Annotated in this window: 12 protein-coding genes; 4 read left to right on the forward strand and 8 right to left on the reverse strand. The window is 52.6% G+C overall.

All coding sequences use genetic code 11. The features are described 5' to 3' along the window. Positions 1 to 14 precede the first annotated feature (14 nt). On the forward strand, positions 15 to 1,664 hold the full coding sequence (locus tag ACZ5FK_RS08225) for a putative bifunctional diguanylate cyclase/phosphodiesterase (protein ID WP_464804451.1): 1,650 nt from the start codon (positions 15 to 17) through the stop codon (positions 1,662 to 1,664). Between the two features lie 23 nt (positions 1,665 to 1,687). Here ACZ5FK_RS08225 and ACZ5FK_RS08230 read toward each other — a convergent pair whose 3' ends face one another. From ACZ5FK_RS08230 to ACZ5FK_RS08245, 4 genes are read right to left on the reverse strand one after another with little or no spacing between them, the layout of a single operon-like run. Next, positions 1,688 to 2,137, reverse strand: coding sequence for a threonine/serine exporter family protein (locus ACZ5FK_RS08230; protein WP_464804452.1), 450 nt, complete (start codon positions 2,135 to 2,137; stop codon positions 1,688 to 1,690). Positions 2,138 to 2,149: 12 nt separating this feature from the next. Continuing rightward, complete coding sequence (locus ACZ5FK_RS08235) at positions 2,150 to 2,890, reverse strand: threonine/serine exporter family protein (RefSeq protein ID WP_464804453.1); 741 nt, start codon at positions 2,888 to 2,890, stop codon at positions 2,150 to 2,152. Then, complete coding sequence (locus ACZ5FK_RS08240) at positions 2,887 to 3,648, reverse strand: hypothetical protein (RefSeq protein WP_464804454.1); 762 nt, start codon at positions 3,646 to 3,648, stop codon at positions 2,887 to 2,889. Before ACZ5FK_RS08240 ends, ACZ5FK_RS08235 begins: the two co-directional genes overlap by 4 nt. A gap of 39 nt (positions 3,649 to 3,687) precedes the next feature. Beyond that, complete coding sequence (locus ACZ5FK_RS08245; RefSeq protein ID WP_464804455.1) at positions 3,688 to 5,823, reverse strand: beta-propeller domain-containing protein; 2,136 nt, start codon at positions 5,821 to 5,823, stop codon at positions 3,688 to 3,690. A gap of 254 nt (positions 5,824 to 6,077) precedes the next feature. Between ACZ5FK_RS08245 and ACZ5FK_RS08250 the strand changes: the two genes are divergently transcribed. Beyond that, positions 6,078 to 6,515 carry a hypothetical protein gene (locus ACZ5FK_RS08250; RefSeq protein ID WP_464804456.1) on the forward strand — a complete coding sequence of 146 codons (438 nt, stop codon included), beginning with the start codon at positions 6,078 to 6,080 and terminating at the stop codon, positions 6,513 to 6,515. A 63-nt stretch (positions 6,516 to 6,578) separates the two neighbouring features. Here the strand turns inward: ACZ5FK_RS08250 and pcp are convergent, their stop codons facing one another. From pcp to ACZ5FK_RS08265, 3 genes are all read right to left on the reverse strand, one after another. Further along, positions 6,579 to 7,187 carry a pyroglutamyl-peptidase I gene (gene pcp / locus ACZ5FK_RS08255; RefSeq protein WP_464804457.1) on the reverse strand — a complete coding sequence of 203 codons (609 nt, stop codon included), beginning with the start codon at positions 7,185 to 7,187 and terminating at the stop codon, positions 6,579 to 6,581. Between the two features lie 33 nt (positions 7,188 to 7,220). Beyond that, entirely contained in the window at positions 7,221 to 8,432 is a 1,212-nt protein-coding gene (locus tag ACZ5FK_RS08260; protein WP_464807400.1) for a glycosyltransferase family 2 protein, read from the reverse strand. An 86-nt stretch (positions 8,433 to 8,518) separates the two neighbouring features. Continuing rightward, entirely contained in the window at positions 8,519 to 9,304 is a 786-nt protein-coding gene (locus ACZ5FK_RS08265) for a hypothetical protein (RefSeq protein ID WP_464804458.1), read from the reverse strand. Positions 9,305 to 9,432: 128 nt separating this feature from the next. On the opposite strand from ACZ5FK_RS08265, the gene ACZ5FK_RS08270 reads away from it, so the two are divergent. Both ACZ5FK_RS08270 and ACZ5FK_RS08275 read left to right on the forward strand, forming a co-directional pair. Continuing rightward, the gene (locus tag ACZ5FK_RS08270) at positions 9,433 to 10,314 is read left to right on the forward strand and encodes an SDR family oxidoreductase (RefSeq protein WP_464804459.1); all 882 of its coding nucleotides are present in this window, start codon (positions 9,433 to 9,435) and stop codon (positions 10,312 to 10,314) included. Between the two features lie 44 nt (positions 10,315 to 10,358). Further along, positions 10,359 to 10,571, forward strand: coding sequence for a PF20097 family protein (locus ACZ5FK_RS08275; RefSeq protein WP_464804460.1), 213 nt, complete (start codon positions 10,359 to 10,361; stop codon positions 10,569 to 10,571). Positions 10,572 to 10,784: 213 nt separating this feature from the next. Here ACZ5FK_RS08275 and ACZ5FK_RS08280 read toward each other — a convergent pair whose 3' ends face one another. Beyond that, the gene (locus ACZ5FK_RS08280; RefSeq protein ID WP_464804461.1) at positions 10,785 to 13,004 is read right to left on the reverse strand and encodes a YhgE/Pip family protein; all 2,220 of its coding nucleotides are present in this window, start codon (positions 13,002 to 13,004) and stop codon (positions 10,785 to 10,787) included. Positions 13,005 to 13,016 lie beyond the last annotated feature (12 nt).

The raw sequence follows: 13,016 nt of genomic DNA on the forward strand, positions 1-13,016 counted from the left end.
AGGGGGACTTAAGGATGGATTCGGAACATGAGCAAAACAGGCTCGCCATACCCGGCATTATGGACAGCCTGGAAAAATATTATATGGTCACCCGCACGGATAGCGACGGCCTCATCACATTTGTCAACGACAACTTCCTCGAGACAAGCGGATGGACGCCAAAGCGGGTGCTCGGAAAGACCTTCTGGCAGATGTTCCCTTCCGATGAGGAGGGACAAGATCAGTCACATGCCATCTGGAGCCGGCTCGCCTCTGGCAGGTCATGGTTTGGCACAGCGAAAAAGCTCTCTCGGCAAGGGGAGCCATACTTTGTCAAGATGGTCGCTATTCCTGAAATGAGTGAAGGGACATTGAAAACGGCTACATTCCTCGAACTCGATGTGACGGAAGATGTAGAAATGAAAGAGAAGCTTCAGCAGATTGCCTTCATTGATTACGAGACTGGCCTCATGAGCCGCCACAAACTCGAATCGCTTGTAGGCGACTACATAGAAAATGACCGGCATTTCTCATTCGTCTACATTTCAATCGATCATTATTACACGCTGAAGGACCATAGCTCGCACGATTCGGAATCCATACTGATCAAAGAGTTCACGAACCGCTTGAAACGTTACTTCCAGGACAGTCCGATTGCGCGTGTCGGCGTCGGCCAATTCGCGCTCTTGACCCCTTTCGGTGACTGGTATATCCAAGGATTCCTCAGTTTCTTGAAAGAGCAGCCGATCTATATCGACCATTCCGCATTGCCGCTGTCGATCAGCGGAGGGATTGTCCGTTATCCGGAAGATCAGCAGACATACACACAGCTTGTGACCGCTGCACTCGCCGCGATGAAAGAAATCACGAATAGCGGCGGCGGCCGGATCGCTTCCCTATCCGCCGCTTCCCATAAAGGGCTGAACCGCCGCGCGATCATCGACCGGAAGTTGCTGACGGCACTCGACCACCGTAATTTGCAGGTCGTATATCAGCCGCAATATGACGTCGCGACCGGACAAGTGAATTTGTATGAAGCGCTTGTCCGCTGGAAAGACGAGGAACTCGGCTATGTCATGCCGGATGAGTTGATTCCCATTGCGGAAGAAAACGGTTTGATACACGCGATTGGCACGTTTGTCATCGAAGAAGCGGCCAAACTTGCGTCACGGCTTGCGCAGGAAAACCAGAATGTTAAAATCTCCATCAATTCGTCCGTCCGGGAGTTCAGCAAATCGGAAATGAAAGACAGCATCCTGCACATTCTGCATGAGACCGGCTGTCCTGCCGACCGGCTGCAGCTGGAAATCACGGAAAAGTTTGCGTTTGAGGCGGAAACGGAGAACTCGATCATCCGTCAGATGAAGGGCTTGCGTGATGCGGGCGTACAGTTTGTCCTGGATGATTTCGGCACAGGGTATGCTTCTTTTAGATACATGCAGAACTTGCCGATCTCTTTTGTGAAAATTGATAAGGTATTCATTCAATCGCTTCTTACGCACCCAAAAACACGGCAGCTCGTCGAAGGGATGATCATGCTGTCAAAGTCGATGGGGCTTTGTGTTACCGCGGAAGGCGTGGAATCGGAAGAGCAATTCGAAGCGCTGAAGGAGATGGGCGTCGACGCCATCCAAGGTTATTACATCGGCGCGCCTGCCCCTGTGGAGGATATTATTTTTAATTAATTCATAAAGAAAGACGGAAAGCCTTATGCGGCCTTCCGTCTTTTTGTCCGTCCTCTATAGACAAGCTGGATGATCACTTCGGCAAATACGAGACCCATCGCAATCGCGCCTGAAACCATGAGCGCTTTGGAAGCGAAAGCGATCGCTTGCAAATAATCATTTTCAACGACATACCTCATCGCGCTGTAGGCCGTGCCCCCCGGAACAAGCGGGATGATGCCGGCGACGCTGAAGATGATGACCGGCGTCTTATAGCGCTTCGCGAATAGATGCGCGACAAACGCGACGGCAAACGCACCGAGGAACGAGGATTTCACCACATCCCCCGACAGCATATCGCTATAGTAATAAATGAGCCATCCCGCTGTTCCCGCAATGCCGCAATATAAAAGCATCTTGCGCGGCGCATTGAACAGGACGCCGAAGCCGACCGCCGCCAAGAAGCTGAAAATCCCCTGGACAATCCATATCATCACGTTCACCACCTAAAAAGATAAAACAAGCGCAACTCCCGCGCCAATCGCAAAGGCCGTCAAGAATGCTTCGGCTCCTTTGGCAAGACCCGACATGAAGTGGCCCGCCATGAGATCCCGGACAGCATTCGTGATCAGCAGCCCAGGTACAAGCGGCATGACACCGCCGATGATGATCTTGTCGAGTTCCGTGCCGATCCCTGCTTGGACCGCTAGGAACCCGGCAAGCCCCACGGCCAGCGCCCCCACGAATTCCGCGAAAAACTTGACCTTAGTAAGCTCCTGTACCAGATATGCAAACAGGTGGCCTGCACCGCCCGCAATGAACGCCGGCAGCAGATCACCCCATACGCCATCGAACATGATGAGGAATGAACCGCCCACAATCGCCGCCGCCACAATCTGCAGCCATAGCGGAAACGCCTCATTTGCCGTCTCAATCTCCTGCAGCCGCTCATAGGCGACCGGAAGCGTGATGTCGCCAAGGGCCAGCTGGCGGGACACCGCATTGACCCGCGCGATTTTCTCGAGGTCCGTCGACCGGTTTGGTATGCGGATCAGCTTGGAGTGATGCGGACTGCCCGGCGACAGAATGATGCCGGTCGGCAGGACAAAACTGTGGGCAGCCGGCAAGTCCTGCGACCGTGCCATCCGGTCCATCGTGTCTTCCACCCGGTACGTCTCCGCCCCCGCCTCCATCATCAGCCTCCCGGCAAGCAGGCAGCACTCGTACGCTAATTCTTCATCCGTCATCTTGCGTCGTACCCCCTCGTCATTCGTAGTTCCATCTTATCGGAGGTGCGAGGAAAACACAATTTCATTTTGGCGGGCGGGGGCTGAGAAGCGCGTTGCTTCGTTTCAGCGCGGGATTGCTTCGTTTCAGGCAGCGTTGCTTCGTTTGTTGGCTTGATTGCTTCGTTTCCGTTGCCTGTTGCTTCTTTCGGACGCTGCATTGCTTCGTTTCGAGGACGTGTTGCTTCTTCCGGCAATGCTGTCGCTGCACGCGGCGGCCGAGAGAGGCGTTGCTTCATTTCAGCGCGGGATTGCTTCGTTTCAGGCAGCGTTGCTTCGTTTGTTGGCTTGATTGCTTCTTTTCCGTTGCCTGTTGCTTCATTCGGGCGCTGCATTGCTTCGTTTCGTGGACGTGTTGCTTCGTTCGGCAATGCACTCGCTGCACGCGGCCGCCGAGAGAGGCGTTGCTTCATTTCAGCATAGGATTGCTTCGTTTCAGGCAGTGTTGCTTCGTCTGTTGGCTTGATTGCTTCATTTCCGTTGCCTGTTGCTTCTTTCGGGCGCAGCATTGCTTCGTTTCGAGGACGTGTTGCTTCGTTCGGCATGGCAGTCGCTGCACGCGGCTGGGAGAGTCGTTGCTTCTTTTCAGCATAGGATTGCTTCGTTTCAGGCAGCGTTGCTTCGTTTGTTGGCTTGATTGCTTCTTTTCCGTTGCCTGTTGCTTCTTTCGGGCGCTGCATTGCTTCGTTTCGAGGACGTGTTGCTTCTTTCATGCTCAAAGCCAAAGAGCCTTGCCCGTGCGGCAAGACTCTTTTCGCTTATTTCATCTTTAATTGGCCAGCTTTTTTGAACGTTGCAAGGTCGTAGCTGTTGATTTCGCCAGGTGCAATGGTGAACAGCCGGCCGCCGCTGTAGACGAGCCGCTGGATTTGCGTCTCCCACTCTTCGTATTGCTGATATTTCGCCGGCTTCTCGATCAGGTCGCCCTTCAGGACAATCCCTTTTTCAGGAGAGATTTCATACACAGCTGCACCCGATCCAGTAAAGGAAATCCGCTGTCCGCTCTTTTCATCATACAAGCTGACCGGGAAGCCGAACAGATTCTTGCCAGGATGCACGAGCAGTGCCTTGTGGTCATACTGGATCGGGGAATACGTGCCCCTTCCGCCAATAATTTCCGTGTCGGCCTCTTTCGGATTCGCAAAATCGGTAATATCGAAGAGCGAAATCTTCATCCCGCCAGTCAGGATCAGCGGCTCGCCGCCGGACGGATTTTTCTGCACCTCTGTCTCATAGCCGAATCCGATCAGATGATTCTCACCGAGCGGATGCAAGTAGTTGGAGAACCCTGGAATCTTCAGTTCACCGAGCACTTCCGGTTTCGCAGGATCTGCCACGTCGATGACAAAGAGCGGATCGGTCTCGCGGAACGTCACCATATACGCCTTGTCACCCATGAACCGCGCGGAATAGATACGTTCGCCTTTCGCCAGATCCTTGACCGAGCCTGTGAGTGACATGGTTTCATCAAGAATGTACAGATGGTTCTTGGACGGCTCCCCTTCCCGGTTCCAGGCTTCCCCTTCAGTCATGACGACGCGGAAATGACCGTCATGTTCATCCATGGAGAACTGATTGAGCACCATGCCTTTCATCGCCGAAGAACCTGTGAACTTCACCTTCGTGCCGTCCAGGCTGAATTTAAAGAACTGCGTCTGCAGATCTCCAGGATTCCAGGCGATTTTCGCGCCTCCTGCAGCCGGATTTCCATAGTCGACCGCTGTCAGATACAGGTTCTCTTTCGACATATACAGCTGCCCGCTGCTGCCGAGATAGCCTTTTGTCTCCACGTTCCCCGTCTTCAGCGACCCCAGATCGATTGACGTCACAATCGTATACGACGGCTCCTCGCTGCCCGGCAGAATGCCGATTTCGCTGTACGCCATATACGATTCCCCCTGAGTGGAATCAAACAGGCGCGGCCGCATTGCATCGCCCTCGATCTCATCGATCGCCCACAGCCTTGGATGCATATTCGTCACCAAATAGAAGGTGTCATCGGTCTTCCGGGAACTGTTCATATAGCCTTCCGCCCTAATTTCACGGACAAGCACCGGTTTTTCAGGGTCTGACACATCATAGAACAGGACCGCTGTCATGCTTTCCAGCGGCATAATCCGGTCCGCGGCCTCTTGTTCCTCTTCATAGGCCATCATCCGGTCACCGACGATGATAAGCATCTTGCCATGCAAATAAAGCTGCGATGGATAAAACGACTGATCTTCATCAATGAAAGCGGCCTGTGCCAGCTTCCCTCTGCGAATATCAGTCACAGCCACTTTGCTGCCGTCGATGATGGAATAAATGAAATCGCCATCCGTTTTGACGAGATCCCCTTCATCCACTCCGTCGACCTGATGATTGGTTGTGGAATGATCGGCACTGCCGCCGCTCGATGCCTTATCCGAGCTTTCTTCTGTAGCGTCCCCCGCAGAGCTGTAGAATTCAGGGCCGCCTCCTTTCTGAAGCGCTGCTTTCGCATGTTCAAAATAGGATTTCAACTCCTCTGCAGACGTGACGGAGTGAACGGATTGATACACCGTAAAGTCGAGCTTATTCTGCTTCAAGGAAGAAAGGAAAGTCCTGCTCAGCGCATCATCCTCTACATGGAGCGTATACTTGCCCGGCGCCAGTCCTTGCACGCGCAGCTGCTTGCCATCCTGTTCGAGAGCCAGTTTCGCCTCCACTCTCTTTCCATCGCGGTCTGCCACAAATACGATTCCATCTGTAATCGCTTTCTGTGCTAAAGGTGATGAAAAATAGGCAACCCACCCATGCTTCTCCGCCGCCGAACCGGAAGCCGCCACCTCCACTTTCTCTATGAGAAACGCGAACACCAGCACAACCGCAGCAATCAGCCCGGCAACCGCCAGCCAACCGTATGTTTTCCTCAATTGAACCAACCCTTTCCAATTTGCCTTCTTATCCGATTAGACTCATCAGAAACGGTTTAGTTACAACATTCAAGAAATTGTTACAACCATATGTATGTGTGCTGACGTATCCATCTGCTTATCTTTAAAATCCAAAGACAACGTGTGGGCAGGATCTGTTTGTGGTATCATATAGTCAACCTCTTTATTAACCCCAATCACTGTTTGATACTAAATTCCCCAGCTATTCTACCAGTATACGGGAGGTGTAACAGATGGAAAAACTTTTGCACACAATCCTGGAAGAGATCCAAACAACTAATCATCGTTTAACTGGGATTGAACATGAAATCAAGGAAATTAAAGTTGATGTTTCACGTCTTTTTGAACGGGTCGATTCTCTGGATAAACGTGTTGATTCTCTGGATAAACGCGTCGAGTCTTTGGATAAGCACGTCGAGTCTTTGGATATGCGTGCCGCGTCTTTGGATAAACGTGTTACCTCCATTGGAACAGAATTGAAAGAGTTCCGGGAAGAGACAAATACATCTTTGGTAATTCTCCATACAGGACAACAGGGTTTCCGGGAAGAACTGACTCAACGGTTCAAAGAAACATACAAGAAGCTGGACATCATAAGCGGAGATATTGAGTTCACGTATCAAAAAACTGCCCTTCACGATTTACAAATTCGCCGCATTGAGAACAGCTAAGACTATATAAAACATCAATAACAAAAACCCGCATCGGCCTCCAGCCATGCGGGTTTTCCATTTTCATTCCCCTTCCAGCACATCGATGCAGATTTCGATCGCGCGCTTCAGGTCTTCGTGCGACCAGCTTGGCACTTTGCCGTGCTGGGCCGCGAGTTCGTGGGATGCCGGGATATGGATGAATCCGGCGAGCATGTCAGGCCGCTGTTGATTCACATAATGGAGCGCCTGGTACATGACGTTGTTGCAGAGATAGGCGCCGGCCGTATTGGAGATGTCGGCAGGCAGTCCCGCTTCTTTCAGTGCGTCTACCATTTTCCGGATCGGCATGTTGGTGAAGTAGCCGTCCGCTCCGTCTTCAGCGATCGGTTCGTCGACCGGCTTGTAGCCATTGTTGTCGACTGGACCGTCGCTTACGTTGATGGCAATGCGTTCGGGTGTGATCTTGAAGCGGCCGCCGGAAAGACCGAGTGACAGCACGGCGTCCGGCCGGATCTTCTCGATGTGCGCGAGCACCTGCTTCCCCGACTCGCTGAAATCGACGGGGAGAATCTCACTATGGATTGTATATCCGCCAATCGTCCGGCCGTGCAGTTCGCGCGCAATCCGGTCCGTCGGATTGACCGGGTAGTTCAAAAACGGTTCAAACCCCGTCAGCAGTAATGTTTTCATCTCCTCATCCCCCTTTGCCCCATTATAACACTGTCACTTCGATTTGAAGCGCTGTGTTTTGTCCCAGCCGATCACTTGGCGGTTCTTCTTCGCCTTCAAGTACAGAATGAGGCTGCGGACAAACAGGTATGAGAAGAGCTGGGCATAGGTGAAGTACATGATGATACTGATGAACACATTGATCGGCGTGAAGGTCCGCTGCGTCGACTGGGCGACGAACAGCTGCGCCGTATAAACGATATAGGCGACGTACCAGATGAACAGCAGCGGATAGGTGTACTGGACCGAAAAGATGTTCAGGATGCCGAGCAGGAACCAGATGTACGAAACGATCAGGAACAGCCAGAAGATGACATAGACCATCAGCTGATGAATGGAGTGGACAAGCAGCTTTCCGCGGAAATAGCCGGGTTCCGTCAGAGTCTTCTCCACGATATACAGGTTCCCCTGCAGCCAGCGTGTGCGCTGTTTCAGGTAGACGGACAGTGTCTCCGGCTCCTGTTCCCAGGTGATCGATGACGGGACAATCGGCAAATAATACCCCTTTTGTGTGATACGGAGCGTCAATTCGGCATCTTCCGCGATGGCATATGGATCATATCCGCCCAGTTCTTCGATGACAGACCGTTTGACAAGCATGTTTGTTCCGGTGAGTGACCCTGTCTTGAACAGCTGCCAGCGCCCCGACTGCATGAGCAGCTGGAACACTTGGAATTCGATCGAAATCATGCGGGTGAGCCAGCTTGCGTCTTCATTCAACGTCCGAACGTAGCCGACCGCGCCCGCAGATTTAGGATTCGTTTCCGACACTGCGACAAGTTTCTTCAAGGCATCCGGATTCGGCTGGTTATCCGCGTCATAGACGCAATAGTATTCATTGCCCGAAATGCTGATCCCGTAGTTCAAGACGCGGGATTTCCCTTTCGGCTCGCCCGGCGGCACTTTGATATGATGCACATTCTTATAGGTATCGTCAAAATCCTGGGCGATTTCCGCCGTCTCGTCCGTCGAATTGTCATTCAAGACGTAAATTTGCAGGTCGCCGGGGTACTTCAGCGCGACCATTGCTTCAATCGTATCTTTAATGACAATCCCTTCATTATGTGCCGGAATGAGGATATCGACGCCCGGATAATGCTCAAGCTCGGGTATCCGGTCGATCTTCAGCCGGTTATACAGGCCCGCTAGCATGAGCAGCGAGTAGTAGCCGAGCAGCAGCAGGAACAGAATCGTCGTAAACAGCAGAAGGTACACCACATTGTAAATGATTGCTGCAATAATCAATACGATGAACAGGACAAACCCTGCGAGGAGGCCGATCGTTCTAGGTTTCACCTGGACATCACCTGCTCTTCCACCGTCCGCTCCGTATCCGCCTCCTCGACCATGAAGCGCAGCTTCGCGATGGTCTTCTCTTCAAGACGCTCCGACAGCTTCTCTTTGATCCGCCGCTCGATCACTTGCAGCCCGTCCCGGTTCGTATTCTGGGCGAGGATGATCAGAGTATTGCTGTCGTACTGGCCCGCGATGTCGTAATACTTCCGGATGGCCTGATGAAGTGCACTCCCTGTTGTCAGCATCGCTTTCTTGAGTGCATGTCTCGGGACGCCGGACAGATCCACTTTGATAAAGTAGCCCGGTTCCTTCCGCCGTCTCATCATGGACAGGATGCTGGCAGCCTGCTTTTCAAATTCGTGTTTCGTCAGCACGCCTTCCTCGGAAATGTAATCTTCCAATAACAGCACTTGCTCACGCAGTCTTTCATTCTCCGTCCTGTACTGATAGACATACTTTGCAATTGAATACAGGGCGAAAAGATGCACAAGGAACAGGAAATGAAGGCCGATTGCGGCGGCTTGCTCCATCGCTTTCCATTCCCCCCGGAACGCAAGGAACAACAAGCTGAAGACCGTGCCGATCGTCAGCAGCACATAGAAAAAGAACGCCAGCCTGTCAGTGCCTGCAAAGAAAAGAAGGACGAGAAGCCCCAGCGCCGCATAGGCATAGTGGTTGATTTCATTGTATGTAAATAGGATGAGCAGAAGCGTTGTCACAAGCCAGACGAGGGCGGCCGCGGGCATTTGCCACTGCCTGAAGACGGAGGTTCCTTTAGTCATCCAACATCCCACCTTTCTATCTATTCTTCCATTCCCCTATTCTACTAGATTTCAAGCATAACTTCCGCGTTTATTCGCGCGTTTGCAGGGAATGATTCACTATAGCATAGGTTATGAAGGAGGAATAGATGATTATGGATAAATTTGAAAAAGTGGATGAGAAAGTTCCACCGCAAACGCAGAGCCACCAGCCCGGCGTCGAAGCCGAAATGGATCCGGCTCCGATTTTTGACGATGAAAACTACAGGGGATCCGGGAAACTGAAAGGCAAGAATGCGCTCATCACAGGAGGCGACAGCGGAATCGGCCGTGCAGTCGCGGTAGCTTTTGCGAAAGAGGGTGCGAACGTTGCCATCGCCTATCTGGATGAGGAAGAGGACGTAGACGCCGACAAGACGGTCGAACTCATCAAGAATTACGGCGGAAAGGCGTTGAAAGTGCGCATCGACATTAGTGAAGAGGAGAATTGCGAGAAGCTCATCGACCAAGTCGTCTCCGAGTTCGGCAGCTTGAATGTTCTCGTGAACAATGCCGGAAAGCAGTTCCCGCAGGACGATATCGCGGACATCTCAGGGGATCAGCTGCGGGAGACGTTCGAGACCAACTTCTTCGGCATGTTCTTCCTGTCGAAAGCCGCTCTCGCCCATATGAAAGACGGCGATTGCATCGTCAATACATCCTCTGTCACTGCATACAACGGTTCGCCCGGCCTGATCGATTACTCCGCGACTAAAGGCGCCATCACGACATTCACCCGTTCTCTCGCTCTGAACCTTGCAGATAAAGGGATCCGGGTGAACGCTGTCGCACCTGGTCCGATCTGGACACCACTCATTCCTGCGACGTTCGATGCGAAGAAAGTGGAACAGCACGGCTCCGACACGCCGGTCAAGCGCCGCGGCCAGCCGGCTGAAAATGCGCCTGCCTATGTATTCCTCGCGTCCAGCGATTCGAGCTATATGACAGGACAGACGATCCACGTCGACGGCGGAGACTACGTCGGATCATAATGACTGGCCAGATGAATCTTTCATGTCCATTCTGCGAGGGTGATATGCGGAAAGGCTATATCCAGAGCGGGACGCGGCTTGCCTGGGTTCCGAAGAAATCCAAACTGACCGTAGAGCCGAGCATGATCCCCGGCGCCGTCCTATTGTCCGGCCAAAGCCGTTTCTCCATTAACTACGCGGATGCGTATTTGTGTGAGGCGTGCAAGAAGGTCGTTGTGGACTACGGAACGGACGAGCCCGGGACAGCGTTTTGCTGACGTGAATGGCAGTGCGCAGTTGGATTGCTTATTAACAGACTGGTGTTGCTTCTTGTAGAAGCGTCGTTGCTTCGTAAGAGAAGCTGATTGCTTCATAAGACGGAACTGTTGCTTACCATGACGGCATGATTGCTTCTTACGGAGCATCCATTGCTTACTTTGGACCAAAAAACAAAGCGTTCCACAGGCCGAAGCCCGTGGAACGCTTTTTTCTTATGCTTCGGCAGTTTCAGCCGGCATACCTTTCGAATAGCGCTTGTTGAACAGGAGCGCAAAGTATCCGAATGTAAGGATGAGGCAGGCGGCGAGGAATCCGAGGAGGACGCCGTTGCTTGCCCAGAGATGAGCGATATCGCCTGTCGAGATCGCCGCTTTGAATGCCTGGACGGAATACGTCATCGGCAGTAGAGTGTTGAATACTTGAAGCGGTTCCGGGATCAATTCGAGCGGGAATGTTCCTGCGCTCGTTGTCAATTGCATGATCAAAACCAGAATCGCGACAAAACGTCCTGCGTCGCCGAGAACGGAGACGAATAATTGGACGAGAGCGATGAATGTGTAACTTGTAATGACCGCCGTCAAAACGAATAATCCCAGATTCTCTGTTTCAAGTCCAAGTCCCCATTTGATGATCGCAACGGCAACCAAAGCCTGGATGAGACCTACAACAGCCAAGACAGACACTTTGCTCGCGAACCATCTGAACGCACCCGTCGGTTTGATGGCCGGCTGGACGAGCGGGAAGACGATCGACAGAAGCAATGCACCGACGAACAGGCCGAGGGATAAGAAGTACGGCGTGAAGCCGGTTCCGTAGTTCGGCACTTCATTGATGCCTTCCTTGTCGACATCTACCGGAGCTGCCGCCATTTCATATGTCTTGTCGGTCGGCTTCACTTCACTTGCGGTTTCGTTCGCTTCCGCAAGTTTTTCCTGAAGCGTCAAAGAACCGTCCTTCAATTGTTGGACACCGTCCGTCAGCTTCGTAGAGCCGTCTGCCAGTTCACGGGATTTTGAAGCAAGCGTGCCTGTTCCCGACGCGAGAGTGCCGGAACCCGTGTTCAATTCATTCAACCCTGCAGCGAGGCTGCCAGCACCGGCTTTTGCGGCGTTTGCCCCTTCGGACAATTTCGCAAGGCCCGCATTCAGCGCGCCATTGCCTTCCGCAAGTGCACTAGCACCGGCTTGCAGTTTCGAAGAAGAGCTGTTTAGCTGATCAAGACCGGCAAGCGCCTGGGCGTGGCCGTCACGCAGCTGTCCTGCCGCTCCATTCAACTGGCCTGCCCCTTCTTGAAGTGCAGCTGTGCCGGCCGAAAGTTCTTTCATGCCGCCGGCGACTTGCGCACTGCCTTGCTGAAGCTGCGCCAGTGCACCTTTCAGCCCGGCCTGCTGTTCTTCCGGCAACGATGAGAGGATTGGTGCGAGCTGGTCGGACAGATTAGCGAGTCCTGTATTGACGCTTTGCGCGCCATCTGTCAGTTTTGTTGCCGCACCATGTAATTCACCTGCTTTTTGGTGCAATGTTCCAAGAGACGCTCCAAATTCCGTCTCCTTCTGACCGATCATTGCATAACTGTCTTTCAACTTGGCTACCGATGCCGTGTACTCTGATACGCCGGCTTGCAGATCGTTTGCACCGCTCGCCGCTTTTTGAGCGCCTTGGTGGAGATCGGCAGCGCCGGAAGCAATTGTGCCAACGCCCTTGTTAAGATCGTTCGCTCCCTTTGCTGCATCCCGTGCTCCTTGCGCAAGCTTGTTTGTGCCGTCTTTGAGTGTCACCGTGCTTGCTGCGAGCTGCACCAGATACCCCTGCATGTCATCCGCGCCATTCGCGAGATCGACAGTACCTTCATGTAGTTTGCCTGCACCTTCAGCAGCATCGCCGAAACCCTCACCCATCTTTTCGATGGACGCGAACATCTGCTCAGCGTAGGTTTTGGACACTTGTTCATTCACTTCCGCCTGAATCCGGCCCATTGCCGTCTCCCCGATCTGTGCGGAGAGGAAGTTATAGCCCTCATTCGGTTTATAAATGATTGTCAGCTTCTCCGGATTTTCGTCAAGCAGTGTTGTCGCATGCTGTGAAAAGTTTTCCGGTATTTCAATAGTAATATAGTATTTCTGATCTTTCAGGCCGCGTTCTGCTTGCTCTTTTGTCACGCCCTGGAAATCAAACTGCTTGCTGTCGACTAATTTATCGACCAATTCTTCCCCAAGAGCCAGCTGTTCGCCATCAAGTTCAGCGCCATCATCCATATTAACAACAGCGACCGGCAGGGACTTCAGATGATCATACGGATCCCAGAATGCCCATAGGAACATGCCTGCATATAATACCGGGATGAACAAGATCGCAATCAAGGGCACGAGCATTTTCCGTGATGTCAGCAGCTGCCTCCATTCCGCGCCCGTCATCGTCTTTCCGTTTTTCATGTTGCATCTCCT

It is taken from the genome of Sporosarcina sp. GTC18466, assembly GCF_055389225.1.